General features: G+C 65.1%; 21 protein-coding genes, 2 tRNA genes and 1 pseudogene. 14 read left to right on the top strand and 10 right to left on the bottom strand.

Translation table 11 applies throughout. From position 1 onward, the window contains the following. Nucleotides 1-23: 23 nt before the first annotated feature. From BTO32_RS03565 to BTO32_RS03555, 3 genes are all read right to left on the bottom strand, one after another. The gene (locus BTO32_RS03565) at nucleotides 24-893 is read right to left on the bottom strand and encodes an alpha/beta fold hydrolase (RefSeq protein ID WP_076723074.1); all 870 of its coding nucleotides are present in this window, start codon (nucleotides 891-893) and stop codon (nucleotides 24-26) included. A gap of 102 nt (nucleotides 894-995) precedes the next feature. Then, on the bottom strand, nucleotides 996-3,086 hold the full coding sequence (locus tag BTO32_RS03560) for an acetate--CoA ligase family protein (protein ID WP_076723073.1): 2,091 nt from the start codon (nucleotides 3,084-3,086) through the stop codon (nucleotides 996-998). Nucleotides 3,087-3,104: 18 nt separating this feature from the next. After that, complete coding sequence (locus tag BTO32_RS03555) at nucleotides 3,105-4,253, bottom strand: acyl-CoA dehydrogenase family protein (RefSeq protein ID WP_076723072.1); 1,149 nt, start codon at nucleotides 4,251-4,253, stop codon at nucleotides 3,105-3,107. 428 nt (nucleotides 4,254-4,681) lie between these two features. Here BTO32_RS03555 and BTO32_RS03550 point away from each other — a divergent pair, with 428 nt between their 5' ends. The 5 genes from BTO32_RS03550 (at nucleotide 4,682) to BTO32_RS03530 (ending at nucleotide 11,283) form a co-directional block, all read left to right on the top strand. Beyond that, nucleotides 4,682-5,650 (top strand): TAXI family TRAP transporter solute-binding subunit, encoded by a 969-nt coding sequence (locus tag BTO32_RS03550; RefSeq protein WP_076723071.1) that lies wholly within the window; start codon nucleotides 4,682-4,684, stop codon nucleotides 5,648-5,650. A 60-nt stretch (nucleotides 5,651-5,710) separates the two neighbouring features. Beyond that, nucleotides 5,711-7,573: a TRAP transporter permease gene (locus BTO32_RS03545; protein ID WP_076723070.1), complete on the top strand. Its 1,863-nt coding sequence runs from the start codon at nucleotides 5,711-5,713 to the stop codon at nucleotides 7,571-7,573. Between the two features lie 45 nt (nucleotides 7,574-7,618). After that, nucleotides 7,619-8,986 carry an MmgE/PrpD family protein gene (locus BTO32_RS03540; protein ID WP_076723069.1) on the top strand — a complete coding sequence of 456 codons (1,368 nt, stop codon included), beginning with the start codon at nucleotides 7,619-7,621 and terminating at the stop codon, nucleotides 8,984-8,986. Between the two features lie 48 nt (nucleotides 8,987-9,034). Beyond that, nucleotides 9,035-11,122 (top strand): 3-hydroxyacyl-CoA dehydrogenase NAD-binding domain-containing protein, encoded by a 2,088-nt coding sequence (locus tag BTO32_RS03535; protein WP_076723141.1) that lies wholly within the window; start codon nucleotides 9,035-9,037, stop codon nucleotides 11,120-11,122. Nucleotides 11,123-11,207: 85 nt separating this feature from the next. Then, nucleotides 11,208-11,283 (top strand) — tRNA-Thr (locus BTO32_RS03530). 45 nt (nucleotides 11,284-11,328) lie between these two features. On the opposite strand, the gene BTO32_RS03525 is transcribed toward BTO32_RS03530, so the two are convergent. From BTO32_RS03525 to BTO32_RS03500, 6 genes are all read right to left on the bottom strand, one after another. Continuing rightward, the gene (locus BTO32_RS03525) at nucleotides 11,329-12,321 is read right to left on the bottom strand and encodes a YeiH family protein (protein WP_076723068.1); all 993 of its coding nucleotides are present in this window, start codon (nucleotides 12,319-12,321) and stop codon (nucleotides 11,329-11,331) included. 147 nt (nucleotides 12,322-12,468) lie between these two features. Beyond that, the gene (locus BTO32_RS03520; RefSeq protein WP_076723067.1) at nucleotides 12,469-12,753 is read right to left on the bottom strand and encodes a DUF2218 domain-containing protein; all 285 of its coding nucleotides are present in this window, start codon (nucleotides 12,751-12,753) and stop codon (nucleotides 12,469-12,471) included. Nucleotides 12,754-12,847: 94 nt separating this feature from the next. Further along, nucleotides 12,848-14,008, bottom strand: a complete 1,161-nt coding sequence (locus tag BTO32_RS03515) for an MFS transporter (protein WP_076723066.1) — start codon at nucleotides 14,006-14,008, stop codon at nucleotides 12,848-12,850. Next, a complete protein-coding gene (locus BTO32_RS03510) occupies nucleotides 14,005-14,532 on the bottom strand; it encodes a TetR/AcrR family transcriptional regulator (RefSeq protein ID WP_076723065.1) in 528 nt (175 codons plus the stop codon). The genes BTO32_RS03515 and BTO32_RS03510 overlap by 4 nt, the downstream gene beginning before the upstream one ends. Nucleotides 14,533-14,775: 243 nt before the next feature. Next, a tRNA-Arg gene (locus BTO32_RS03505) sits at nucleotides 14,776-14,852 on the bottom strand. Between the two features lie 66 nt (nucleotides 14,853-14,918). Next, nucleotides 14,919-15,464, bottom strand: a complete 546-nt coding sequence (locus tag BTO32_RS03500) for a YaeQ family protein (protein WP_076723064.1) — start codon at nucleotides 15,462-15,464, stop codon at nucleotides 14,919-14,921. 256 nt (nucleotides 15,465-15,720) lie between these two features. Here BTO32_RS03500 and BTO32_RS03495 point away from each other — a divergent pair, with 256 nt between their 5' ends. From BTO32_RS03495 to bfr, 9 genes and pseudogenes are all read left to right on the top strand, one after another. Beyond that, nucleotides 15,721-17,271 carry an ABC transporter substrate-binding protein gene (locus tag BTO32_RS03495; RefSeq protein WP_076723063.1) on the top strand — a complete coding sequence of 517 codons (1,551 nt, stop codon included), beginning with the start codon at nucleotides 15,721-15,723 and terminating at the stop codon, nucleotides 17,269-17,271. Between the two features lie 76 nt (nucleotides 17,272-17,347). Next, complete coding sequence (locus BTO32_RS03490; RefSeq protein ID WP_076723062.1) at nucleotides 17,348-18,397, top strand: ABC transporter permease; 1,050 nt, start codon at nucleotides 17,348-17,350, stop codon at nucleotides 18,395-18,397. Next, entirely contained in the window at nucleotides 18,394-19,326 is a 933-nt protein-coding gene (locus BTO32_RS03485; protein ID WP_076723061.1) for an ABC transporter permease, read from the top strand. The genes BTO32_RS03490 and BTO32_RS03485 overlap by 4 nt, the downstream gene beginning before the upstream one ends. Before the next feature lie 4 nt (nucleotides 19,327-19,330). After that, nucleotides 19,331-20,330: pseudogene (locus BTO32_RS03480) on the top strand (ABC transporter ATP-binding protein). Then, complete coding sequence (locus tag BTO32_RS03475; RefSeq protein WP_076723060.1) at nucleotides 20,327-21,337, top strand: ABC transporter ATP-binding protein; 1,011 nt, start codon at nucleotides 20,327-20,329, stop codon at nucleotides 21,335-21,337. The pseudogene BTO32_RS03480 and the gene BTO32_RS03475 overlap by 4 nt, the downstream one beginning before the upstream one ends. A 66-nt stretch (nucleotides 21,338-21,403) precedes the next feature. After that, on the top strand, nucleotides 21,404-22,318 hold the full coding sequence (locus BTO32_RS03470) for a LysR family transcriptional regulator (RefSeq protein WP_076723059.1): 915 nt from the start codon (nucleotides 21,404-21,406) through the stop codon (nucleotides 22,316-22,318). After that, nucleotides 22,311-23,600 (top strand): Xaa-Pro dipeptidase, encoded by a 1,290-nt coding sequence (gene pepQ / locus BTO32_RS03465; RefSeq protein ID WP_076723058.1) that lies wholly within the window; start codon nucleotides 22,311-22,313, stop codon nucleotides 23,598-23,600. Before BTO32_RS03470 ends, pepQ begins: the two co-directional genes overlap by 8 nt. A 58-nt stretch (nucleotides 23,601-23,658) precedes the next feature. After that, nucleotides 23,659-23,865 carry a bacterioferritin-associated ferredoxin gene (locus BTO32_RS03460; protein ID WP_076723057.1) on the top strand — a complete coding sequence of 69 codons (207 nt, stop codon included), beginning with the start codon at nucleotides 23,659-23,661 and terminating at the stop codon, nucleotides 23,863-23,865. Nucleotides 23,866-23,954: 89 nt separating this feature from the next. Further along, a complete protein-coding gene (gene bfr / locus BTO32_RS03455) occupies nucleotides 23,955-24,434 on the top strand; it encodes a bacterioferritin (protein ID WP_076723056.1) in 480 nt (159 codons plus the stop codon). Between the two features lie 30 nt (nucleotides 24,435-24,464). Here bfr and BTO32_RS03450 read toward each other — a convergent pair whose 3' ends face one another. Then, complete coding sequence (locus BTO32_RS03450) at nucleotides 24,465-25,532, bottom strand: phospholipase A (RefSeq protein ID WP_084206773.1); 1,068 nt, start codon at nucleotides 25,530-25,532, stop codon at nucleotides 24,465-24,467. Nucleotides 25,533-25,537 lie beyond the last annotated feature (5 nt).

Raw genomic sequence — 25,537 nt, 5'->3', positions numbered from 1 at the left:
GCCTTCGGGCCCCTTTTTCGTGGTCATCCGTACCAGCGGGCAATGGCTTGGGCCACCGGGGCGCAGGTTGCCGGGGCCAGGTGCAGGTGGTGGCCGCCGTCCAGGGTGATCTGGGTCAGTCCCGGAATCGCGGCCCGGCAGACCCCGCGGGGGTCCCGTTCCGGGATAATGCCGTCACGCCCCTGAAGCAGCAGCGCCGGACAGCGTATGGCGGCCAGCACGGCGACCGCCTGGGCCTCGGTGAAGGCCATGGGCCGGGCGGCCATGACCTGGCGGTCGAGCCGGAGCCGATAGCCGGTTCGGTCACAGCCGTCCAGGTTACGAAGCACGATCGGGCGAGCGGTGTCGGCATCGATGGGGAGCAGGCTTTTGCTGACCCGGACCTGAACCGCTTGTTCGACGCTCCGGTAGCGGGGCGGCTCGGACGGCGGCCGCCGCTGGTCGGAGAGCCCCCGCCGCAGTTGCCCGACCAGGCCCGCCGTGGTTGCCAGCCGGCCCAGCAGGCCGTCGATCAGTACCAGTGCCTGGACCCGCTCCGGGTAGGTCGCCGCCAGCAGGTTGGCGACCCCGGCGCCCAGCGAATGGCCGAGCAGGGTAACGCGGGTCAGCCCCAGCGCGTCGAGGGCGTCCAGGGCGTCATGGCTGTAGCTCCACAGGGCGTATTCCGAGCGCGGTGGACGGTGTGCCGAGTGGCCGTGGCCGGAAAAATCCAGCGCCACGATCCGCAGATTCAGAGTATCGGTCAGGTCCGGCGCGAGCCGAGCGAAGGTGGCGGCGTTGTCGGCCCAGCCGTGCAGGGCGAGCCAGGTGGTGGAGGCCGTGTCCGGTCCCCAGACCTGGGCCGCCAGCCGGCCACCGGCCAGACGCCATTCTTGGCTGTTGGATTGCTGCATGTGGTTTCCCCCGATGGCATAAAAAAGCCCTCACGCTCGAACGTGAGGGCAAGGCGTCACCATGGGCTGTGCACGGTGAGGGTCTCGACGCAATGGCGTGATTCAGGTGCCGACGGTGACCAGCGCATCCACGGCCAGGGCGCCCTGGCCCTGCTCCAGCACCATCAAGGGATTGATCTCGGCCTCGACGATGCCATAGCGGTCGGAAACCGCCAGTCGTGACAGCTTGACGATGGCGTCGGCCAGCGCCTCCAGATCGCCCCGGGGCCGTCCCCGGTAACCGGTCAGCGCCTGGAAGGCAGTGACCTCGCCAATCATTTCCCGGGCGGTCTCGAGATCCACCGGCGCCAGGCGCAGGCTGCGGTCTTTGTAGAGTTCGGTGTAGATGCCGCCGGCGGCGACCATGACGATCGGGCCCACCTCGGGGTCGCGCCGGATGCCGACCAGCGCTTCGCCGACCGGCCGGGTCAGGCGCTGCACCAGCACCTGCTTGACCGTTTCCCCCGGCAGGTTCCGTTCCACGTTGTACCGGATCCGCTGGATCGCCTGTTTCAGCTCCTGGTCGTTATGGATGGGCAGAACCACGCCGCCGACGTCGGTTTTGTGGGACACCCGAGCGCTGAGTACCTTGGCCACCACTGGGTAGTCGAAGGACAGGGCGGGCAGAGGGGCGTCCACGTCGATCACCGTGAAATCGGCGTGCGTCAGGCCCACTTCCGCGAACAGGTGGTAGGCCTGGGCTTCGTCGATGGCCCGGTACGTCGTCGGCATCGGTGTCACGTCTGCGGCGAGTTCCGGATTCGGGGCCCGACGGTTGAGGGCGGCGGCGATGACGTCGCCGCAGGATTCCGGTGTCCGGAAGTTGGGAACACCGGCCTCGGTCAGCAGGGTCAGGGCCTCGGGAGCCTCCGGTACGATGAAACAGGCCAGCGGCTTGGCCTGGTGAATGCTGTCGCTGACCGGCTTGACCGCCAGGTGCGGGTGGTTGCGTGCGGAGGAGCCGACGGTGGCCAGGATCAGGTCGAATTCAGGCGCCTGGCCCAGGATATCCAGGGTCGTCTTCATGACATCGTAGCGGGTGCCGGCCAGGGTGAGATCGAGGATGCGGCCGGAACCGCCGTCGATGCCTGCCTGGCGCAACTGCTCCCGGGTCTGGTCGGAGGGCGGCACCACGTCGATGCCGCGAATGCCGAGCTGGTCCACCGCCATGGCGGCGCCGCCGCCGGTGGTGGTGACCACACCGACCCGGGGCGGCCGGTCGCCGGCCTTGCGGTAGGGGGTGCGGGCCAGCAGGGGCAGAGACTCCAGCAGGCCCTCGAAGGTGTCGACGCGGGCGATGCCGCAATCCTTGAGCAGGGCGTCGGTGACGCTGTCCTCGCCGGCGAGGGCACCGGTGTGGGACACCGCCAGCTCCGCCGCCAGTTCCGATCGCCCCAGCTTGTAGGCAACCACCGGTTTGCCCCGGGCCGCCGCGGCGAGAGCGAAGCGGCGGAGGTGCCGGGCGTTGCGGGAGGTTTCCAGAAACAGCAGGTAGCCGGTAATGGCGGGATCGTCCAGGGTGGCTTCGCAGATCTCTCCCACGGACAGGTCACATTCACTGCCCACCGAAACCAGGGCGTTGAAGCCGATCCCCCGGGCCCGGCCGCGGGAGGTCAGGGCCCCGATCAGGCTGCCGCTGTGGGAGGCGCAGAAGATGCCGCCCTTGGGCAGGCCGGGTTCGCCGAAGGCGGCGTTGGCGGTCAGGGTCAGGTGGCTGTGGACGTTGACCAGGCCGATGCTGGAGGGCCCCAGCAGGCGGACGCCGGCTTGTCGGGCGATGGCCTTGAGCCGGTTTTCCCGCTCCAGGCCGGCGGCCCCCTGCTCGGAAAACCCTCCGGCGAGGACGGTGGCCACCGGGATCCCCAGGCGGCCGCACGCCTCGACGGCGGCCATCGCCTGCTCGGTGTTGGTCAGGATGAAGGCGTGATCCGGCACCTCCGGCAGGGCGGCGAGGGACGGGTAGGCTTTTTCGCCCTGTACTTCCTCCCGAGTCGGGTTGACGTTGTAGACCTTGCCGGCGAAGCCGGCCCGGCGCAGGAATTGGAGCGGCCGGGCGGCGGTTTTCTCAAGGTTATTGGAAATGCCCACCAGTGCCACGCTGGCGGGATTGAGCAGGGCCCGGGCCAGGGCCCGGCCGGTGACTGCGTGTGCCATGATGAAACCCCTGGACAATCAGTTGGCGCGTTGGCTGAAGCGGCGTTCGAACACCGATTCGGCGATGCGGTTCTTGAGAATTTCCAGGGAACCGCCGGCGATCATCCAGCCCCGGGTCCGCTTGACGCAGTACTCGACCAGGGACTCGGTCGAGAAACCGTAGGCGCCCATGGCCTGCATCGCCTCGTTGGCGACCTGGAAACCGGCCTGGTTGCAGGCCAGCTTGGCGATGGCCGTGTCGAAGGCACTGGGCAGCCCGTTCTCGCCGTTGACCGCGGCCTTGTACAGCAGCAGCTGGGCCGACTCCAGTTGCAGCGCCATCTCGGCGAATTTCCACTGCAACCCCTGGAACTCGCAAAGCGGCCGGCCGAACTGGGTTCGCGTCAGGCAGTGTTCGCGGGCGACATTGAAGGCGTAGCGCCCCAGCGCCAGGGCGCGGGAGGCATTGCCGATGCGTTCGACGTTGAAGCCGGTGATCTGCTTCTTGAAACCGCCAGGCCCCAGCAGCACGTTGGACTTGGGAATCCGGCAGTTGTCGAAATAGAGCTGACACCATTCCTCGCCGCTCATGAAGGTGGACGGCTGCCCCACCTGCAGGCCCGGGGCGTCCCGATCGACGATCACCGAGCCAATGCCGTTGAGGCCGGGCCCGAAGCGGACGTAAACCAGATAGGCGGTGGCATCGGCGCTGTGGGTCGAGAACACCTTGGTGCCGTTGATCAGGTAGTGGTCGCCGTCCCGGGTCGCGGTGGTCTTCAGCTCGGTGGCCGCGGAGCCGGCTTCCGGCTCGCTCATGCCCAGCCCCAGCAGGGTCCGGCCGGCCAGCAGGTCGGGCAGGTAGCGTGCCTTCAGCTCGGGTGAGGCGTATTCGGCAAAGGTGCGGATGGCGCCGAAGTTGCCGGCCTGGACGATATCCGCGCTTTTGGGGCAGGAATAGGCCAGTTCCTGGATGGCGATGACCGCGTCCATCAGGGTGCCGCCAATGCCGCCGTCCTCTTCCTTGACCAGGATTCCGATCAGGCCCTGTTCCGCCAGCATGCGCGCGACCTCCCAGGGGTAGCCCCGGGCGTGGGCGCGCTCCAGGGCACCACTGGCGAGATGGGCCTGGCCGAAACGGCGGACACTGTCGGAAAAGGCTCGTTGTTCTGGGGTCAACTCGAAATTCATGTTGTCGCCTGACTTGTGTTTGTTGGTTGGGAAAGGTGCATGACCCTAGATTCGCTCCGATCCCCATGGGCGGCAACTTCGCATAAGTTAAGTCGGCCATGACTTATTGGCATGCGGGCGCGGGACCGGGCGCCGGCCTGTAACCTTCGGCGACGGTCGCCTGTGGTATAACCCCCTTACGGCACTCGGGATTTTCCGCACCCGGCCGGCCGAGGGCCGCACCCCGTCCCGGTGGCGGAGGCCCCCCGGCATTACGATTGCTCATGCCCGCATTCGAAATCGTCTGTACTCAAGGCCCCGAGAACTGGCTAGTCTGCGGTTCATAAGTTCACCAAGCCCCGTCGGTCTGCGGGGCGGCCAATCGATGATCCAGACCACCGCAGAACACCCTTGCAACTCACAACAATAGAACAACCAAGAGGTTTGCCATGAAAATAAGAACGTTTCTGAAGTCTGTTGCGTTCGTGGGCCTTTCCGCCGCACTCACCCTCGGCTCGGTCGCCCAGGCCGACGAATACCGCAAAATCGCCACCGCCTCGACCACCGGCGCCTTTTATCCGATCGGCGGCGTGATCGCGTCCATCCTCAACGATGAGATGGAGGGCTACAACTTCACCGCGGAGGCCACCGGCGGCTCCGTGGAAAACGCCCGCCTGATCGGTTCGGGCGAGAGCGACATCGGCTTCTTCGGGGGGGACACCCTGTGGAACGCCACTCATGGCACCGGGCCCTTCGAGGGCCGGCCTCACATTCCCCTGGCGCCCATCGCCAAGATCTACAGCATGCCCCTGCACGTGGTTGCGCTCAAAGGCAGCGGCATTCACACCGTGGCCGATCTGGACGGCAAGACGGTGGCGGTGGGCGCGCCCGGCTCCGGGACCGGCAGCAAGGCCAAGGTGGTCCTGGAAGGGGCGGGCCTGATTTACGGCAAGAACCTGGAGCCCCGTTACCTGAACTTCCGGGAAGGCTCCGACGCCCTGGTGGACGGCAACGTGGATGCCGTGGTCATCTCCGTGGGCATGCCCTCCGGCAACGTGCAGGAAATCGCGGCCACCCACGACATCGTCCTGGCCAGCATCGGCGAGAAGAACCTCAAGCGGATGGTGGATGCGGCGTCCTACCTGGAGCCGTTCGTGATCCCGGCCGGCACCTACCAAGGGGTTGACGAGGATGTGCAGACCATCAGCACCTCCACCTACCTGGCCGTGCGCGAGGACATGGACGAGAACGAGGTCTATGAGATGTGCATGGCGCTGTTCGACCGGAACCTGGACCGGTTCAAAAACAGCCACTCGGCGCTCAAGTCGACACCGGTGTCGGAATACCCGAAAGGCATTCTGCCGCTGCACCCCGGCGCCAAGCGCTGCTACCAGGACATGGGCCTGCTCCCGAAATAGCGGCCAATCTCTCCCGCTCCCGCCACTGGGCGGGGGCGCTTCCGTTTGCCGAGGTGACCTATGGTACGGCGCTCCACCATTTTCGTCTTTGCCATGCTCGTTTCCGGTTTCAGCCTGTATACCGGCATATTCGGTAGCCTGACACCGGTGCTGCAGCGGGGCATTCACGTGACCCTGATCGTCGCGTTGATTTTCCTGGCCCATCCCGCCCAGCGGGGCGGGCGTTTCGGCCGCGTGCTGGACATCGTCCTGTTTGCCCTGATTCTTGTGTCGGGCATCTATCTGTACGAAGCCTACCAGACCATCAACCAGCGGATCGGCTATCTCACCGTCTGGGACCGTCTGTTCGGGTCGGTCTTCATCGTGGTGCTGCTGGAGGCCTGCCGGCGGGTGGTGGGCTGGCCGCTGACGATCATCGCCGCGGTATTCCTGGGGTACGGCTTCTTCGGCTATGTGGTGCCGGGCACCTTCGGCCATGGCGGCTACAGCCTCGACCGCATCATTACCACCATGTACCTGACCACCGAGGGGATCTTCGGCCCGGCCGCGGCCGCCGCCGCCACCTTCGTGGCCATCTTCATCATCTTTGGGACCTTCCTGGAAAAGACCGGCGGCAGCCAGATTTTCATCGACTTGGCCACCGCGATCGGCGGCCGGCGCCGGGGCGGTCCGGCCAAGGTGGCGGTGTTCGCCTCCGCCTTGACCGGGTCGATCAACGGCAGCCCGGTGGCGAACGTGACCACCACCGGCATCTTCACCATTCCCCTGATGAAACGGGTGGGTTACCAGCCCCACGTCTCCGGCGCCATCGAGTCGGTGGCGTCCTGCGGCGGCTCGGTACTGCCGCCGGTGATGGGGGTGGGGGCGTTTGTGATGTCGGAAATGGCCGGCATCGCCTATTCGGACATTGTCATCGCCGCGATCCTGCCGGCCCTGCTGTATTTCCTGTCGATCTTCTTCGTGGTGGATTTCGAGGCGGCCAAGCGCCGGCTGCGGGGGATGAGCAAGGACGAGCTGCCTGACATCCGGGCGACCCTGAAACGCAGCCTGATCCTGCTGATTCCCCTGGCGGTGTTGGTGTACTTCCTGGTCTTCGCCAAGGTGTCGGTGACCCGCGCCGCCCTTTATTCGATTGCCGCCTCGATCGTGGTGGGCCTGCTCAATCCGGCTCAGCGCCTGGGCTGGCGTGACATCATCGAGATCCTGGAAGTGTCGGCCAAACGCATGCTGCTGGTGTCGGTAGCCTGCGCCGCGGCCGGTCTGGTGGTCGGCATCATCACCCTGACGGGGGTTGGCCTGAAACTGTCCGGGGTGCTGCTGAGCCTGGGCGAGAACTCGCTGTTGGTCAGCCTGGGACTGGTCATGCTCGGTACGCTGGTGATCGGAATGGGACTGCCGCCGACGCCGGCCTACATCGTGTTCTCGGTGCTGTCGGTACCGGCGCTGCTGGAGCTGGGAGTCAGCGCCCTGGCGGCCCACCTGTTCGTGTTCTACTTTGCGTCCTTCGCGCCGATCACGCCGCCGGTGTCGTTGGCGGCCTACACCGCCGCCGGGATCTCCGGCAGCAAACCCATGAAGACCGGGATGACGGCCTTCCTCTATTCGATGCCGGCGTTCCTGATTCCGTTCCTGTTCGTCTACGGCCCGGGGCTGCTGCTGGAAGGGGATCTGACCTCAATCCTGCACACGTTCGCCACCTCGGCGCTGGGCATCGTGGCGTTCGCGACCGTCACCGTGGGCTGGTTCCTCGCCGACCTGAATCCCTGGCAGCGGGGGCTGATTGCCATCGGCGCGCTGACCCTGGTGATTCCGGGCGTGCTGACCGATGTCATCGGCATGGCCATCATCGGCCTAGTGCTGGTGCAGGTCATCGTCACCACGCGCCGGCGCAAATTGACCCGTTCGATGCAGGAGTGCGCATGAGCGCCGTCCTGTTGTCCCCCATGCACTGATGCCGAGGAGCCTACGATGCCACTTCTGCTCGATGTCTCTGAAAAAGCCTGTGAGATCGCCCGGGGCGCGGTCGCACCCCGCACCCTGCACGAGACCAAGCGGGTGATCCTGGACTGGCTGGCGGCCACCCTGCCCGGTTCCGCCACGCCCCTGGTGGCCTCGCTGAAGAACGCCCTGTGCGACGAGCTGCACGACCACGATCGTGACGGCGCCACCGTGGTTGGCGATGACCGCCGGGGATCCTCCCGCACCGCCGCGCTGATCAACGGCACCGCATCCCACGTGGTGGAGTTTGACGACATTTTCCGCGACGCGATCTACCACCCCGGCAGCCCGGTGATCGCGGCCGCCCTGGCAGTGGGCGAGCCCCGGGGCGCCAGCGGCCTCGACCTGATCCGCGCCGTCATCAACGGCTACGAGATCTCCACCCGCATCGGGGCGGCGGTACAGCCGGCACACTACCGCCACTGGCACACCACCGGCACGGTGGGCTGCTTCGGCGCCGCCGCTGCGGCCGCCAGCCTGCTGAAACTGTCCCCCGAGGCCTTCGCCCATGCCCTGGCCACCGCCGGTACCTTCGCCGCCGGTTTGCGGGAAGCGTTCCAGGCGGACGCCATGAGCAAGCCGCTGCACGCTGGCCGGGCCGCCGAGGCCGGGGTGACCGCGGCCCTGCTGGCGAGCAACGGCTTTACCGGTGCCGCCCGCATCCTGGACGGGCCGGCGGGGTTTGGCGCGGCCATGGCCGAGGCCGACATCGACTGGCCCCGGGCCCTGAACGGCATCGGCGAGACCTTCAACATCGAATCGGTGACCCTGAAGAACCACGGCTGCTGCGGCCATACCTTCGCGGCCATCGACGGCGCCCTGGCGCTGATGAAAGCGCACGGTTTCACCTGGAAGGAGGTGGAACACGTGGAGATCGAAACCTACCGGACCGCGGTGCAGGTGGTCGGCCGCAGTGACGTGAAGACGTCGTTCGATGCCCGTTTCAGCGTCTTCTTCACGGTGGCGACGGCGCTGGTGCACGGCCGGGTGCGCCTGAACGCGTTTACCGAAGAGCGCCTGGCCGACCCGGCCATCCGGTCGGTCATGAATCGAATCAGCCTGATGGTGAACGAGGCGCTGGACCGGGACTACCCACGGAAGCGGGGGGCCTTGGTGCGCATCACCTATCGGGGCGGGCAGGTGGCCGAACACCTGCAGCGTTACCGCCACGGTGACCCGGAGGAGCCGCTGACGGACGCCGAACTGCGGGACAAGTTCTATGAACTGGCGACGCCGGTAACGGGGCGTCCCTGCGCCGAGGCCCTGTGGGAACAGGTGATGAACCTGGAGCACCTGCAGCTGTTCGACCTGATCCACACACTGCGCCAAGCCGGCTGATTGGCCGGCACCGCCCAGTTTTTCAACGCAACACAAGGGGGCACTCCGTTGGCTCATCCGGTTGTCTATGAACGTCACGGTCGCTTCGCCGTCATCCGCATCGACCATCCACCGGTGAACGCGCTGAACCAGTCGGTGCGCCAGGGTCTGCTGGATGCCCTGGCCCAGGCGCTCGTGGACGCCCAGGTCACGGCCATCGGCCTGATGTGTGCGGGCCGAACCTTCATAGCCGGCGCCGACCTCCGCGAGCTGTCGCAGCTGCCGCAGGGGCCCTCCCTGCCCGATGTGACCGCCGTGATCGAGGCCAGCCGCAAGCCGGTGATCGCCCTGATGCACGGCACGGCCCTGGGTGGGGGCCTGGAGATTGCGCTGGCGTGCCACTACCGCCTGGCGACCCCCGACACCGAGCTGGGGCTGCCCGAGGTGACCCTCGGCCTGGTGCCCGGCGCCGGAGGCACCCAGCGGCTGCCACGTCTGGTCGGCATGCCCCTGGCCATCGATATGGTGGCCCGGGGCCGGCGCATCGACGCCCAGCGGGCCCTGGCCTGCGGGCTGGTGCATGGCCTGGTCCACGAGCCCCTGCTTGAAGCCGGGCAAGCCTTCGCCCGTACCCTGGAGGGGCGCGATGGGCCGCCGCCAAGGGCCAGCGACCGCCCGGTTCCGGACGCCGACCAAGCCCGGGACGGACTGGACCAGGCGGCCATTGCCCTGGCCCGTTCCGCCCGGGGCCGACAGGCGCCCCTGAAATGCCTGGAGGCCCTGAGGGCCTCGCTGACCTTACCCTTTGCCGAGGGGCTGAAGACGGAACGTCAGCTGTTTCTGGCGTGCAAGGGTTCCGACGAACACCGGGGGCTGGTTCACGCCTTCTTCGCCGAGCGGCAAGCCTTCAAGGTCCCGGGCCTTGATGACCGGCTGGCCCGGCCGGTGGCCTCGGTCGCGGTGCTTGGTGCTGGCACCATGGGCCGGGGCATCGCCATCAGCTTTTTGGACGCCGGTCTGCCGGTGTGTCTGTTCGACGTGAATCCGGAGGCGCTGAAGCAGGGCCTGGGAGCCATCGGCCAGCATTATGCGCGGGCGGTCGCCAGGGGCCGGCTGACCGAGGACGAAGCCCGGACCCGCCAGCGGCGGCTGTCCTCGACCCGGGACTACGGTGCGCTGGCGACGGTGGATCTGGTAGTGGAAGCCGCCGTCGAGAACCTGGGCATCAAACGGGAGATTTTCGCCGAGCTGGATCGGGTGTGCCGCCCCGGCACGGTGCTGGCGACCAACACCTCGACCCTGGATATCGACCGCATCGCCGACGCGACCGACCGGCCGGCGGATGTCATCGGCATGCACTTCTTCAGCCCTGCCAATGTGATGCGCTTGCTGGAAGTGGTCGAGGGCGCGGCCACCGGCGCCGCCACCCAGGCGACCGCCATGTCGCTGGCCCGGCGCCTGGGCAAGGTGGGCGTGCTGGTGGGCAATGGTTACGGGTTCGTTGGCAATCGCATTCTCTACCGGCGGCTCGCCGAGGCTCTGGCCCTGGTCACCGACGGGGCCACGCCGGCCCGGGTCGACCGGGTGCTGACGGCGTTCGGTTTCCCGATGGGGCAGTTCGCCATGTCGGACCTGGCCGGCCTGGATGTCGGTTACCGGGCCCGGGAGGAACGGCGCCGGGCCGGCGATACGGTACCCCGGACCTGGCTGGACCTGTTGGTGGAGCAGGGGCGCCTGGGCCAGAAAACCGGTGCCGGGGTCTACCGCTACGAGCCGGGAGACCGGACCCCCAAGGAAGACGTGGAGGTCCTGCGCCTGATCGAGCGATTCCGGGCCGAACAGGGGGTGACGGTTCGGGCGGTGAGTGACGAGGAGATCCGGCAGCGCTGCCTGTACGTGATGGTCAACGAGGCTTTTCGCATCCTGGATGAGGGCATCGCCAGGCGGCCGGTCGACATTGATGTGATCTGGAACTGCGGTTACGGCTTCCCCGCCCACAAGGGCGGGCTGATGTACTGGGCCGAGCGGGAAGGGCTGGCCACCATCCAGGCCCGTTTGCTCGACTTCCATGACCAGACCGGCGAGGCGCACTGGCGCCCGGCCGATGGCCTGAACCGACGGCTGGCGGAAGCCGGGGCGGGCGGCGAGCGGCCCTGACGGACCGGCGTGGCGTGCCCTGGAAAAAACGGCATCCGGCACTGGGCAATTCGAAAACTTCACGGTATGCTATCGCCCCCGGAAAGCTGCAGTAGCTCAGGCGGTAGAGCAACTGATTCGTAATCAGTAGGTCGGGGGTTCGACTCCCCCCTGCAGCTCCATCCTCCGCCCTGCCTGCCACCCCGTCCCCGAATTCCAGCCCGGATCTAGATCGTCGCGATCAGAGCCGTCATAGCGCCGCCGCCCGTAATCAGCAGCAGGAACAGAATCGATCCCAGGATCAGGGGACTGACGCCGAGGGCGCGCAGTTTCTCCAGCCGGGTCTCGAAGCCCAGGGCCGCCATGGCCATGGTCAGGGCGGCCTGCCCCAACAGCGACAGGCCGTCGTGCAGAGGGCCCGGAATGGACACCAGGCTGTTCACCCCCACCATCGCCAGAAAGCCGAAGGCGAACCAGGGTACCGGCAGCCGGGCGGCCCGAGCCGGCGTGCCCTCGGGGCGTGGCTGGCGGGCGAGCCACCAACGGCCGACGATGAACAGGAACGGCACCAACAGCATCACCCGCACCAGTTTCACGATGACCGCATTGGCCAGGGCATCGGCGCCGACGGCGTTGCCTGCGGCCACCACCTGGGCCACTTCGTGCACGGTGGCGCCGATGTAGATGCCATAGAGCCCCTGGTCCCAGCCGAACAGCGGGAACAGCGCTGGATAGACCAGCATGGCCAGACTGCCAAACAGCACCACGGTCGCCACCGCCATGGCGGTGGCGGCGGGCCGCGCCCGAATGGTGGCTTCGGTGGCCAGCACCGCTGCGGCGCCGCAGATGGCGCTGCCGGCGCTGATGAGTAGAGCGGTTTCCCGGTCCAGTCCGAGCCAGCGTGTCCCGATCTGGAAACCGGCAACCAGAATCGTGGCAATGACCACGAAATCCAGCAACAGCACCCCGGGACCCAGTGCCAGCACCTGCTGAAGAGTGACAGACAGCCCGAACAGGACGATCCCGCCGCGCAGGAGCCAGCGCGTGGCGAACCTCAGCCCCGCCTCCAGCGGGCGTGGGTCCGGGCGGAGCGGCAGGTTGCCGACGAGTACCCCCAGGGCCAGGGCAAAGACCAACGGACTGATGCCGCCCCCCGCCAGCCGCGCCAGGGCATAGCCGCCGCCACTCAGGGCGGCGCAAATCGCCAGACCTTTCCACATGATGTCATCCTCGATAGTGCTTTGTGGAATAAGGTTATTCTAGGTCTGGGATTTGAATCTGAAAAATGGATAAATTGCGAGATATAAATCGATTGAATCGATGAGTGGCGCCGCCAAGCCCGTCTGGAGCGCGGCGGCGGAGCGGGGTCAGGACCAAATGACGGTGACCGGATGCCGGGTCGAAAACCGCTCCAGGTGGTCCCCCACCACCGACTTGGTTTGCTCCAGCAGTGCCTCGGTTTCGGCCTCTGAGTGGATGCTCAGCACCCCGGTGTCGGCGTCGGCCGTCAGCCGGGCGGTACCGAAGGGAAAGCGCACTTCACCGGACTGGTCGTCAAAGGTGGCCTCCACCTTGTGGCTGAAATGCCGGCAGAGCTTTTTGAGCAGAGGGCCGGGGGCGGGCACGGTCACCTGGGCGGTGGCGGATGGCATGGGGAACTCCTGTAGGCTGCATGGGGAATGTAATGATAATGATTTTCATGGCCTATGTCCTGTGGGTCAAGGCGGTGGCCGTGGCGCCGTGCGGTCAGGCCTGGGACCCTGAGAGCGAGGACCGGCCCGTTGCCATCGGTCTGCAGCGGACCCGGCCGGCCGTGATGGCGACACCGGCGAACATCACCACCGCGTGAGTCACCGTTAGGCTGTCGATCAGCCATCCGAACAACGGGGCGCCGACGGTCTGGCCAATGGCGATGGTGAGGAAACCGACCATCAGACCCGTTGCCGGCCGATCCGGCAGGACCGACACCCCCCAGATCAGGTATATACCGGTCAGCATGATGTAGGCGGCACCGAACAGGAGGCCGCCGGATAGGGCCAGAACCGGGGTGGTGCCGGCGAGACCAACCGCTAGAATGCCCACCGCCATGGCGGCGAGAAACAGCCGGTGCACCCGATCTATTCCCAGGCGAGCCGCGAGCGTGCCTGCACCGGCTCCGGCAATTCCGGCGGAACCGATGGCGATCCAAAGCAGCCCCGCGCCTGAACCTTCCCACCCCAGACGGAGCGAGACCAGTTGTCCGCCGAAGCTCCAAAGGGCGGTGCTGGACATCCCCATCAGGAAAGCGGCGATGATCAGCCGGGTGAGGGCGGCATTGAGCGGCGGCCGGCCGCCCGGGGCCTGGCTCGCTGTTCGGGTGGCCGCGGGCACCGTGAACACCACCGCAATCGCGATTGCCAGGGCCCCGAGGGCAAACACGGCGAACGCAAGCCGCCAGTGGCCACCCAGCAACAACGCCACCGGTCCAGAGATCATGACACCCACGCTGGTGCCGGCGTTGATCAGGGTGTTGGCGGCTTCCTGTCGAGCCGGCCGGATGACCGTGGCCACGGCCGCAGCCATGGGCGGTGACGCCAGGCCGGTACTCGAGCCAGCCAGAATGACGGCGCCGGCCAGCCAGAAAGCGGAGGGGGCCAGGGCAATACCGGCCATGCCGACGCCGGCCACCAGTGCCGCCCCGGTGGCCACGGCCCGGGCGCCAAAGTGCTCGGTCAGATGCGCCGACAAAATGATCGTGATGCAGTACGCCAGAAAGGACCCGCCTGAGATCAGGCCACTCAGGGTTGGACTGAGCGACAGGTCGGCATTGATGCGCGGAAGAAACAGTCCGAAGGCGAATCGCGCGAAGCCATAGCAAACCGCGATCAGTCCGAAGCCGGTGGCCCCAAGTCGTGCTCCGGCTGTCATGACCGTGCCTGTTGGATCAGGGCCACCGCCGCCTGTCGCGCGGCGTTTATGGCCCCGGTCCCACGGTAAACCGCCGCCCAGGTCGCGCCTTCGAAAAGGACCAGAATTTGCTCCGCCAGCTCGGGCTGGTGCGTTCCCCCGGTCTCCGCCGAGACGATCTTCTCGATGGTGTCGAACAGTTCTGCCTTGTAGGTTGATACGGCCTGGGCAATCTCGGGCGCGTCTCCGCCCGTTTCCCCATAGGCCCGCAGGAACAGGCAGCCCCGTCCCCCCTCGCGGCGCACCCAGGTTTCCAGCGCCGCGAACAGCGCCTCCACGCTCTGTACCCGGATCGCCCTCAGGAAGCGCTGTTGCCGCTCCGCCAGAACCGCAACGATCAGGTCGGCCTTGCTGCCAGCGTGTTTGTACAGGGTCCGGCTCGACATATCGGCGGCCCGGGTCAGCCGCCCCATGCCGGTGGCGGTAAACCCGTGCCGGTCAAAAAGCGCTTCCGCAGCGCAAAGCAACTTACGTCTGGTGTCCATGCCTGCATGGTAAAACGATCATTTTACCTTTGTCAAAGCGGCACTTGCCTGTAGAGGTTCTTATGACATTTGCGCCATTTGGGCACAGACAGAAATTTACGCCAAAATCGGAGATTTTTGTGTGAATGGGCGAAGGTCATTCCTTTAGCATTGCGCTGAACTGCCAGTAGGATGGTGGTATGACGAGTTTTTGGCAGTAATTTAATGGAGATGTTGGGTAACTTATTGAAAGAAGGCGGGAAATGGCCCGCCCGTCAGGATTCGAACCTGAGACCTTTGCCTCCGGAGGGCAACGCTCTATCCAGCTGAGCTACGGGCGGTGATTTCGAGAGCGCAATCTTACGTAGGAAGGCCGCCGTTGTCTAGCCCCTTGCATGGCGTTTGTGTCACTGGCCGGGTTGCCAGCGGGTAGGGGCGACCGACACCCAGGCCTGGGTGTTGCTGAAGGTGACGATGCCGTCTTGGATGGTCACTTGGAACACCATGGTACGTTCGGCGAGACTGGCCAGCGCTTCGGTTTCCGGGGCTTTCAGGTCGAAGACGGTCAGGTTGGTGTGGCGCGCCAGCTTGCCGCCATGCTTGGCCTGCCACACCGGCACCGCCCGGCCGCCGTAGGTATATAGAAGCACTTGGTCGGCCCGGTGGCAGGCCTTGCGCAAGCGGTCTTCTTCCGGCAGTCCCAGCTCCACCCACAGTTCGATCTCGTCGGTAAGGCTTTTCTGCCACAGCTCGGGCTCCTCGTCGGTGCTCAGGCCCCGGGTGAATTCCAGGGTGTCGCTGGCGTTCAGGGCAAGCGCCAGCAGGCGGATCATCATGCGTTCGTCGGTTTCCGACGGGTGTCGCGCCAGGGTCAGGTGGTGGTCGGCGTAGTAATGCCGGTCAAGGTCGGCGATCTGGAGCGAGGCCTTGAATACGGTGGCTTTGAGCGCCATGGAGAGTTCCTGTGTGATGCGTGGGGTGGCAATACCGCGGGGCACGGGTGCACCAGTGTATCGCATGCCCCGCCGGGAGGGCAGGGGCGCGGGGTCGGGGCCGCGCCCTAAAACGGGTCATTCATATCGCGCATAGGCGCATGTCGCAATTTCGATTGCCGTAGGGGATTTCCGAGGCTAGCTTGTTGGCCAGGCATCTGGTGCCCTTCTGGGCCGATGTTCCGTGAAAACTCCTAAAACAGCGACGGAAAACGCGATGAAAAAATTCTTAGCAGCTTTTATGGGTTCCATGGCCCTGGCCACCGCGCCGATGGCGCTCGCGGCCGAGGCCACCAAGGAACTGAAAATGGCGTACGACGCCGATCCCGTAACCCTCGACATTCACGAGCAACTCTCCGGCGGCATCCTGCAACTGTCGCACATGAGTTTCGACCCGTTGCTGCGCTGGACGCAGGATCTCGGTTTCGAGCCGCGCCTGGCGGAAAGCTGGGAGCGGATCGACGATAACACCGTGCGCTTCAAGCTGCGCAAGGGCGTGAAGTTCCACTCGGGTAACGAGCTGACCACCAAGGACGTCAAGTTTACCTTTGACCGCCTGAAACAGAGCCAGGACTTCAAGGCCATCTTCAAGCCGTTCTCCGGCATCAACATCATCGACGACTACACCTTCGAGCTGGTGACCAGCGAACCGTACCCGCTGTTGCTGAACACCGCCACCTACATCTTCCCGCTGGACAGCGAGTTCTATACCGGCACCACCGAGGACGGCGAGGACAAGAGTGCCATCCTCAAACACGGCAACTCGTTCGCCTCCACCCACATCTCCGGCACCGGCCCGTTCCGGGTGACCGAGCGTCAGCAGGGTGTGCGGGTGGAATTCGAGCGCTTCAAGGACTACTGGGACACCGAGTCCCCGGGTAACGTGGGCAAGATCGTGCTGACGCCGATCAAAGAAGACGCCACCCGCGTCTCCGCGCTGCTGTCCGGTGGTGTCGACTTCATCGCGCCGGTCCCGCCCAACGATCTGGAGCGTATCCGCAACGACAAGAACGCCAAGCTGGTGACCATGAGCGGCACCCGCATCATTCTGTTCCACATGAACCAGGAGCGGGTGGAGGCCTTCAAGAACCCGAAGGTGCGCCAAGCCATCAACCAGGAAGGCATTGCCGCCAAGATTATGAAGGGCTTCGCCACCCCGGCTGCTCAGCTGTCGCCGGAAGGCTATCAGGGCCACAACCCGGACCTGAAACCCCGTTTCGACGTGGAAAAGGCCAAGCAGCTGATGAAGGAAGCCGGTTACGAGGATGGCTTCACCATCACCATGATGGCGCCGAACAACCGTTACGTGAACGACGACAAGATCGCCCAGGCGGTGGCGGCGATGCTGGCCCGCATCAACATCAAGGTGGATCTGAAGACTCTGCCCAAGGCGCAGTACTGGCCTGAGTACGACAACCGCGCCGCCGACATGATGATGATCGGCTGGCACGCCGACACCGAAGACTCGGCCAACTTCTACGAGTTCCTGACCTTCTGCCCGAATGCCGAGACCGGTGCCGGTCAGTACAATGCTGGCAACTATTGCAACCCGGAAATCGACGCCCTGGTCGAGCAGGCCAACGTCGAAACCGATCTGGACAAGCGCGCGGCGCTGTTGCAGGAAGTGGAAAAACGGCTGTACGACGACGCGGCCTTCATTCCGCTGCATTGGCAGGACCTGGCCTGGGCGGCGAAGAACAACGTGAACATCGAACCGGTGCTCAACGTCATGAACTTCCCGTACCTGGGTGACCTGGTCATCGAGTAACACCCTGTGAGAATGAGCCGGTTCTGGAGCGATCCGGAGCCGGCTTTTTGTTTGCAAGCACGATCGGACTCAATCCATGTTAGCGTTTTTGGTTCAGCGAATTTCCCAGGCCCTGCTGGTCATGTTCGTGATCAGCGTGGTGGCCTTCGCCATCCAGGACGGTCTGGGCGACCCGCTTCAGGAAATGGTGGGCATGTCCGTTTCCCAGGAGGAACGCGAGGCTATCCGCGAGGAACTGGGGTTGAACGACCCCATGGTGATCCAGTACCTGCGTTTCGCCGGCAACGCCCTGCAGGGCGACTTGGGGAACTCCTACTTTTACAGCAAGCCGACCCTGGCGGTGATCGCCGAGCACCTGCCGGCCACGCTGGAGCTGGTGATCGGTGCCAGCCTGATCATCATCCTGTTGTCGGTGCCCATTGGCGTGTATTCGGCGATCCGGCCACAGGCGTGGCTGTCGAAATTCTTCATGGGCGTGAGTACCGTGGGCATTTCCATTCCCGTGTTTCTGACTGCGATTGTCCTGATTCAGCTGTTTTCCATTGGCGTGACGGTGAACTGGTTCCCATCCGATACCGCCTGGGGGCAGTGGCTGAACGAGGCGCTGTCCACCGAGGGTGGGCTGCCGTCCTACGGCCGGGGCGAGCACCTGACGCCGTTGTTTGGCACCTGGGAGTCCGGCTTCTTTACGTCCGAAGGGCTGATGCACCTGCTCCTGCCGTCGGTGTCGCTGGCTTCGATCATGCTGCCGCTGTTCATCCGGCTGATCCGGGCCGAGATGATGGAGGTGCTGCAGAGCGATTACATCCGTTATGCCCGGGCCAAGGGGCTGAGTGCCTGGCGCATCAATTTCCTGCATGCGCTGAAGAACACCATGCTGCCGGTGATCACCGTGGGCGGCGTGCAGATCGGTATCATGGTGGCCTACACCATCCTTACCGAGACCGTATTCCAGTGGCCCGGCGTGGGCCTGATGTTCCTGGAGGCCATCACCCGCAGCGACATTCCCCTGATTGTCGCGTATCTGATGGTGGTGGGCCTGATCTTCGTGGTGACCAACACCCTGGTGGACCTGATCTACGGTCTGGTCAACCCCACCGTCAAACTGACAGGTAAGAAAGCATGACAACGGCAACGGTTTCCCGCTGGGACCGCTTCCGCGAGTCCTTCTTCTGGTACAGCTTCAAGCGCGACAAGGTGGCGATCCTCAGCTTCCTGGTGCTGCTGACCATGGTGCTGGCGGCGGTGTTCGCGCCCTGGCTGGCGCCCACCAACCCCTACGATCTGGCGCAGATCGACATCATGAACTCGGAGCTGCCGCCGGTGGGCATGGCCGGCGCCGATCCGGCCTTTCCTCTGGGCACCGATGCCCAGGGTCGGGACCTGCTCTCCACCATTCTCTACGGCACCCGAGTATCGCTGGTGATCGGTTTCGGCGCGGTGCTGCTGCAAGCGGCGCTGGGCATCTTGTTTGGCCTGCTGGCGGGCTATCTGGGTGGCAAAGTGGACGCCATTCTGATGCGCATCGCCGATGTCCAGCTGTCCTTCTCCACCCTGATGGTGGCGATCATCGTCGGGGCGGTGTTCAAGGCCAGTTTCGGCAACCTGATGTTCGGCGAAATCGCCATCTACATGCTGATCTTCATCATCGGCGTGGCGGAATGGCCCCAAATCGCCCGCACCGTGCGCGCCTCGGTGCTGGCGGAGAAGAAAAAGGAATACGTGGACGCGGCCAAGGTGATGGGCTTCGGCACCGGACGCATCATGTTCCGTCACATCCTGCCCAACACCCTGTCGCCGATCTTCGTCATCGCCACGGTGCAGATCGCCAACGCCATCATCTCCGAGGCGGCGCTGTCGTTCCTGGGGCTGGGCATGCCGGAAACCCAGCCGTCGCTGGGCTCCCTGATCAAGTCCGGCTTTGACTACATCCAGAGCGGTTCCTGGTGGATCACCCTGATCCCCGGCCTGGTGCTGGTGGTGCTCGTGCTGGTCATCAACCTGTTGGGTGACTGGCTGCGGGATGTCATGAACCCACGGCTGTACAAGGGGTAACGCCATGGCACTGTTGGAAGTCAAAGACCTCGATGTCCGCTTCGCGGTGCGGGGCGGCGACCTCAAGGCTCTGCGCCGTATCAGCTTCTCCCTGGACAAGGGCGAGCGCCTGGGGCTGGTGGGGGAGTCCGGTGCCGGCAAGTCCGTGGCCGCCTTCTCCATTCTCAACCTGATCGCCAAGCCCGGCTACATCGCCGGTGGCCAGATCCTGTTTGAAGGCCGGGACCTGGCCGCCATGAGCGAGCGCGAGCTGCGCCGAATCCGTGGCAACCGCATCGCCATGATCTTCCAGGACCCGATGATGACCCTGAACCCGGTGCTGACCATCGGCACTCAGATGGTCGAGGCGATCCAGGCGCACCGTAAGATCAGCCGCCGGCAGGCCCGGGAGATTGCCCTGGACCGGCTGCGCAAGGTGCAGATTCCGTCGCCGGAAAAGCGTCTGGACCAGTATCCGCACGAATTGTCCGGGGGGATGCGGCAGCGGGTGATCATCGCCATCGCGCTGCTGCTGGACCCGGATATCATCATCGCCGACGAACCCACCACCGCCCTGGACGTTACCATTCAGGCGGAGATCATGGCCCTGTTGCTGGAGCTGTGCGAGCGTGAGAATGTGGCGCTGATGCTGATCACCCACGATCTTGGCGTGGTGTCCCAGGTGACCCAACGCATGCTGGTGATGTATTCCGGCCGAATCATCGAACAGGGACCGACCCGGGAAATCATCAACGACGCCCAGCACCCCTACACCCAGGGTCTGATCAACGCGCTGCCGCAGATGGGGGAGCCGGGGGGGGCGATTGTACCAGATCCCCGGCTCCATGCCGTCGCTGAAGAACGTGCCCTCGGGGTGCCCCTTCCACCCCCGCTGCCGCTTCGCCAGCGAGCAGTGCCGGCGGTCGATGCCGGATTATGTCCGTTCCGGCAACGTGGACGTGGCCTGTTACGAAGTGAGCAACCTGATTGAACAGGAGAAACGCATGCAGGAGGCCGAGTCATGACCTCCCCCCTGGTCAGTATCCGTGGTCTGGAAAAGCGCTTTGACCTCTCCGGCGGCCTGCTGGAGCAGATCACCTTCGAGAAGGGCCGGTTCCGGCGCCGGCAGGAAGCGGTGCACGCCATCAACGGGGTCGACCTGGACGTGCAGCGAGGCGAGGCCCTGTGCGTGGTGGGCGAGTCCGGCTGTGGCAAGTCCACGGTGGCGCGCACGGTGATGGGGCTGATCTCCCCCAGCGCCGGCGAGATCCACTACGACGGCCAGCGCATCGACAATCTGGAAGGCAAAGCGGCGTTGCCCTACCGGCGTCGGATGCAGATGATCTTTCAGAACCCCTACGCCTCGCTGAATCCGAGAATGACCATCCAGCAGACTCTGGAAGAGCCGATCCGTTTTCACTTCCCCACCTGGTCCGCCGCCGAGGTCCGCGACAAGGTACACGAGGTCATGCAGTCGGTGGGGATCGATCCGGACTGGGGCAGCCGCTTCGGCCATGAGTTCTCCGGCGGCCAGCGCCAGCGCATCGCCATCGCCCGGGCCCTGGCGGTGGACCCGGAGTTCATCGTCGCCGACGAGCCCATCTCGGCCCTGGACGTGTCGATCCAGGCCCAGGTCCTGAACCTGCTGATGGATGCCCAGGAAAGCCGGAGCCTGACCTACCTGTTCATCACCCATGACCTGGCGGTGGTGGAGCATTTCGGTACCCGGGTGGCGGTGATGTACCTGGGGCGGGTGTGCGAACTGGCCGACACCCGGACCCTGTTCGCCACGCCCCGGCATCCCTACACCCAGGCGCTGCTGTCGGCGATTCCCAAACTGGAAGACGATCGGCCCAACCACATTCGCCTGCAGGGTGAGGTACCGACGCCGGTGAACCTGCCGTCCGGCTGTGTATTCCACGGCCGCTGTCCCTACGCCAACGAGCGCTGCCGGCGCGAGGTGCCGAAGTTGATCGCCACCGACGGCGGAACCCGGGTGGCCTGTCACGCGGTGGAGGAAGGACGGTTGTAACGGAGCGGCGGCGGTGGGCTATGATGCCTGCAGCACCCGTTCGATGGTTCGACTCCCGGAATCACCATGGAAATACGCTGGCTAGAAGACTTCATGGCGTTGGCGCGGACGCGCCATTTCTCGCGTGCGGCCGAGTTGCAGCACGTGAGTCAACCGACGTTCAGTCGGCGCATCAAGCTTCTGGAAGAGGCGATGGGGGCCACCCTGATCCACCGCCAGACCCTGCCGCTGTCACTGACCCCGGCCGGGGAGATGTTCCTGGAACTGTGCGAGCGCGTCACCCGGGATGTCCGTGACACCCGTGAGCGCATCGCGGCGCTGGAAGCGGAAGCCTCCGCCCGCATCAGCGTCGGCTCCACCCAGGGCTTGTTCTCTCACTTCTACCAGGGCTGGGCCAGGCGCGCCGGCATCGCCGAGCGGCTGCAACTGAACCTCAAGGCCACCAACTGGATTGGCGAGCAGTTCCTGGATGCCCTGGAGGCCGGCGAGTGCGAACTGGTGCTGTGTTACTGGCATCGGGACCTGCCCTGGGGCGAACGGCTGACGCCGGAGCGCTTCGACTGGCTGGTGCTGGCCCAGGAAAACCTGGTGCCGGTCAGCGTGGCCACCGATCAGGGGGCGCCCCGCTTCCCGCTGCCCGGTAGCCCTGAACAACCGGTGCCGCTGATTGCCTACCACAGCCGTGGTTTCCTGCAGTCCGCCATCGAGGCGCACCTGGCGCGCCTGAATCAGGCCGTCAACCTGCTGCCGTTGAACGAAAACACCCAGTCCGCCAGTATCAAAGCCCTGGTCAAGCAGGGCTTTGGCATGGGCTGGCTGCCCCAACGCATGACCGAACGCAGTGAACAGTTCGGTCGCCTGGTCCGTGCCGGCGACGAACGCTGGGACGTGCCCCTGGAAATCCGGCTGATCCGGCTCCGGGAAGCCCGTTCCGACGACCTGCTGACGCTCTGGAAACAACTGGAAAGCCAACATGCCTGATCCGACCCTGCTGTCCCTGCAACGGGACCACCTGTCCGAACTCCAGTCCCGCTACGAAACCGTATTGGCCGAGCATGGCTACGACAGTGTGCTGATCGCCTCGGGCGCGGCGCCATACCGGTATGGTGACGACCAGTCCTGGGTATTTCACGGCTACGGTCCCTTCGTGCACTGGACCGGTCTGGCGGGGCAGGAGCACAGCTGGCTGTGGTTCCGGCCGGGCCGGGCGCCGGTGCTCTGGCTGTATCAGCCGGTGGACTTCTGGCATGCCACGCCGGAACTGCCCGATGAGCCCTGGCGGGCGTATTTTGAACTGCACCGCCGCCAGCGTCCGGAGGCGCCAGCCCTGACGCAGCCCGGGCGCCTGGCGGTGATCGGCGACCCGGCGCTGCTGGCCGGTGTCCCCGGCGAGCACAACCCAGGGCCGCTGCTGGCGGCTCTGGATGAAACCCGGGTGCGCAAAACCGGCTACGAGCTGGCCTGCCTGGCGGAAGCCAACCGCCGTGCCCTGGCCGGGCACCGGGCGGCCCGGGATGCCTTCGCCGAAGGTGAGAGCGAATTCGGCATCAGCCTGGCCTATCAGCGGGCGACCCGGCAGCGGGAGGCGGAGGCGCCCTATCACAGCATCATCGGCCTGAACGAGCACGCCGGTACCCTGCACTACCAATTCTACGACACCCGGCCGCCGGGCCGGTCCCGCAGCCTGTTGATCGACGCCGGTGTCCGCTACCGGGGGTACTGCTCGGACATCACCCGCACCACCGCCGGCCCGGGGGAAGGGCGGTTCGCGGCCTTGATCCATGGTCTGGAGCAGCTGCAGCAACGCCTGTGTGCCTTGGTGGCACCGGGCGTGTCGTACGTCGAGATCCATCGCAAGGCCCACCTGGGGATCGCCGCGCTTCTGAGCGCCAGTGGCCTGGTACGCGGGCTGTCGGAGGAGGATCAGGTGGCAACGGGGGTGACCCGGGCCTTCTTCCCCCACGGCATCGGCCACTTCCTTGGCATCCAGGTGCACGACGTGGCCGGCCGGCCGGTGCCGCCGCCTGCCGACGCCCCCTTCCTGCGTCTGACCCGTACCCTGGAGCCCGGCATGGTGGTCACCATCGAGCCCGGCCTTTATTTCATCCCGTCGTTGTTGCAGCCTCTGCTGGACGGCCCCCAGGGCCGCCACCTGGACCAGACCTTGCTGGCGGAACTCATGGGGTGTGGCGGCATCCGGATCGAGGACAATGTCGCGGTTCTGGCGTCCGGTGCTCAAAATCTGACACGAGGGGGGTTGTAATCCCTGATTTAAATAACAATAATTATCACTCAGTTTGTTGGTTGGGTGAGGATGTTGTATGTACGTTTGCCTGTGCCATGGCATTACCGACCGGGATATCCGGGAGGCGGCGGAAAACGGGGTGCACTCGGTACGTCAGCTTGGCAAGGAACTGGGGGTTGGAACCCAGTGTGGTCGTTGCGCGTCCATGGCGCGTGAAATCCTCCGGGAATGCCGTTCCCAGGACTATCTGACGCTGGCCAACCTGCTCGCTCAACCAGCCTGATCTGCGGAGTATGCAAAACTCCGTTTTTATTATTGGCGCCTGAGCCGCTATCCTAATGACTGATCCATCACGTCATTAGGAAGCCGGCTATGAAAGGCGACAAAAAAGTCATTCAATACCTCAATAAAGTCCTCGCCAACGAACTGACCGCCATCAACCAGTATTTTCTCCATTCCCGTATGTACCGAGACTGGGGCATCACCAAGCTGGCGGCCAAGGAATACGAAGAGTCCATCGACGAGATGAAGCACGCCGATCAGCTGATCGAGCGGATTTTGTTTTTGGATGGGCTGCCCAACCTGCAAGACCTCAACAAGCTCCTGGTGGGCGAAAACGTCCAGGAAATGCTGGAGTGCGACCTCAAGCTGGAGCAGATTGCCCACGCTGACCTGAAGGAAGCCATCGCCTACTGCGAGCAGGTGCAGGACTACACCACCCGCGCCCTGTTCCGCAGCATCCTCGACAGCGAGGAGGAGCACATCGACTGGCTGGAGACTCAGCTGGAGATGATTTCCCAGATGGGTATACAGAACTACATCCAGCTGCAGTCGTCACCGGCGGACGACTGAGCCGGGTGGATGGCACGGCGTGGGTGCTGATCAGAACCAGTCGTTGAGCATGATGCCGACGCCGAATCGTTCGATCCGGTGGTTGTAGTCGATCAGGCTCTCGCCGTAGCCGTTGTAGTACTGGAAAAAACCCTTGATGGTGTCGCCCATCGGAAAGCTGTAGCCGAACTCCACCGAGGTCCGGTTGGTGGAACGCAGATTGTTCATCAGCCGCAGGGAAAAGGTGCGATCCTCGGTCAGCTTGTAGATCACCTGGTAATTGGCGTGGCCGAGGTAGGCCTCGATGTCGGCGTTGTCGTCGTTCTTGTCCTCGGGAATCCGGTACCAGGGCTGGACCAGGAACAGCCAGCGGCCGTGGCTGTAGGCCGCGGTCCCCATGATCCGGTTCCAGCTGCGCGAGCGGGGTTCGGGCTGACCGTTGGACTGGTGGTTGAAGCCGAGGGTGAAGCCGTTCACCGTGCCCCCGCCGATGTTCCAGTCGGCGTGGTAGCGGACAAAAATCTCCGGCTCGTAGTTGGTTTCCCGGAACGGGGCCGAGTCCTCCCGATTGTAGACCTGCCAGAAGGACTGCTGGGTGTAACCGAACCACAGGGTGGTGCGGTCGTCCAGCAGGCCGGTCAGCAGGGGTACCTTGAAGCTGATCTGATACTTCGCCTCCTCATGTTCCAGCTGGTAATCGTAGCCGGTGCTGCCCAGCCGCGGGCTGGTGGGGCTGGGGTTGGGCGTGTCCACCCAGGTGATGGGCAGGATGTAGGTGGGGCGATGCCCGACGAAACTGCCGGAAAACGAAAAGAGCGCTTTCTCCACCGCCATGTAGCGGTTCACCAGTGCCCCCATCACGTTCTCCTCTTCCTCCGGCTGTTCCGGATCGGAGGCGGTTTCATCGGAGGCCAGATCGTCGGCGTCGGTCATCGAGGCTTCGGCGTCGAACAGGGCGTCGTAGCAGGCCAGTCGCTGGACGCCGTTCTCGAGGTGGGTGCAGTCGTCCGGTGCGGCCGGCGGCGCCGGCAGCAGGTCGGGTGTCTGGGCCGCCACCGGGGCACTCAGGGCGAGGGCGGCCAGGCCCAGGGTCCAGCGGGTTCTGCGGGTCACATCCATTGCGG

Source organism: Marinobacter lutaoensis, assembly GCF_001981305.1.
Lineage (GTDB): Bacteria > Pseudomonadota > Gammaproteobacteria > Pseudomonadales > Oleiphilaceae > Marinobacter > Marinobacter lutaoensis.
The sequence above is the reverse complement of the archived record's forward strand: the minus strand, read 5'-3'. Positions and strand labels throughout refer to the sequence as shown.

Excerpts from the sequence above, each read along its gene's own strand:
- BTO32_RS03475 (WP_076723060.1), top strand. The coding sequence starts at position 20,327 with ATGACCTCCCCCCTGGTCAGTATCCGTGGTCTGGAAAAGCGCTTTGAC.
- pepQ (WP_076723058.1), top strand. The coding sequence starts at position 22,311 with ATGCCTGATCCGACCCTGCTGTCCCTGCAACGGGACCACCTGTCCGAA.
- BTO32_RS03470 (WP_076723059.1), top strand. The coding sequence starts at position 21,404 with ATGGAAATACGCTGGCTAGAAGACTTCATGGCGTTGGCGCGGACGCGC.
- BTO32_RS03525 (WP_076723068.1), bottom strand. The coding sequence starts at position 12,321 with ATGTGGAAAGGTCTGGCGATTTGCGCCGCCCTGAGTGGCGGCGGCTAT.
- BTO32_RS03515 (WP_076723066.1), bottom strand. The coding sequence starts at position 14,008 with ATGACAGCCGGAGCACGACTTGGGGCCACCGGCTTCGGACTGATCGCG.
- BTO32_RS03490 (WP_076723062.1), top strand. The coding sequence starts at position 17,348 with ATGTTAGCGTTTTTGGTTCAGCGAATTTCCCAGGCCCTGCTGGTCATG.
- BTO32_RS03555 (WP_076723072.1), bottom strand. The coding sequence starts at position 4,253 with ATGAATTTCGAGTTGACCCCAGAACAACGAGCCTTTTCCGACAGTGTC.
- BTO32_RS03450 (WP_084206773.1), bottom strand. The coding sequence starts at position 25,532 with ATGGATGTGACCCGCAGAACCCGCTGGACCCTGGGCCTGGCCGCCCTC.
- BTO32_RS03500 (WP_076723064.1), bottom strand. The coding sequence starts at position 15,464 with ATGGCGCTCAAAGCCACCGTATTCAAGGCCTCGCTCCAGATCGCCGAC.
- BTO32_RS03520 (WP_076723067.1), bottom strand. The coding sequence starts at position 12,753 with ATGCCATCCGCCACCGCCCAGGTGACCGTGCCCGCCCCCGGCCCTCTG.
- BTO32_RS03550 (WP_076723071.1), top strand. The coding sequence starts at position 4,682 with ATGAAAATAAGAACGTTTCTGAAGTCTGTTGCGTTCGTGGGCCTTTCC.
- BTO32_RS03560 (WP_076723073.1), bottom strand. The coding sequence starts at position 3,086 with ATGGCACACGCAGTCACCGGCCGGGCCCTGGCCCGGGCCCTGCTCAAT.
- BTO32_RS03565 (WP_076723074.1), bottom strand. The coding sequence starts at position 893 with ATGCAGCAATCCAACAGCCAAGAATGGCGTCTGGCCGGTGGCCGGCTG.
- BTO32_RS03540 (WP_076723069.1), top strand. The coding sequence starts at position 7,619 with ATGCCACTTCTGCTCGATGTCTCTGAAAAAGCCTGTGAGATCGCCCGG.
- BTO32_RS03460 (WP_076723057.1), top strand. The coding sequence starts at position 23,659 with ATGTACGTTTGCCTGTGCCATGGCATTACCGACCGGGATATCCGGGAG.
- BTO32_RS03485 (WP_076723061.1), top strand. The coding sequence starts at position 18,394 with ATGACAACGGCAACGGTTTCCCGCTGGGACCGCTTCCGCGAGTCCTTC.
- BTO32_RS03495 (WP_076723063.1), top strand. The coding sequence starts at position 15,721 with ATGAAAAAATTCTTAGCAGCTTTTATGGGTTCCATGGCCCTGGCCACC.
- bfr (WP_076723056.1), top strand. The coding sequence starts at position 23,955 with ATGAAAGGCGACAAAAAAGTCATTCAATACCTCAATAAAGTCCTCGCC.
- BTO32_RS03510 (WP_076723065.1), bottom strand. The coding sequence starts at position 14,532 with ATGGACACCAGACGTAAGTTGCTTTGCGCTGCGGAAGCGCTTTTTGAC.
- BTO32_RS03545 (WP_076723070.1), top strand. The coding sequence starts at position 5,711 with ATGGTACGGCGCTCCACCATTTTCGTCTTTGCCATGCTCGTTTCCGGT.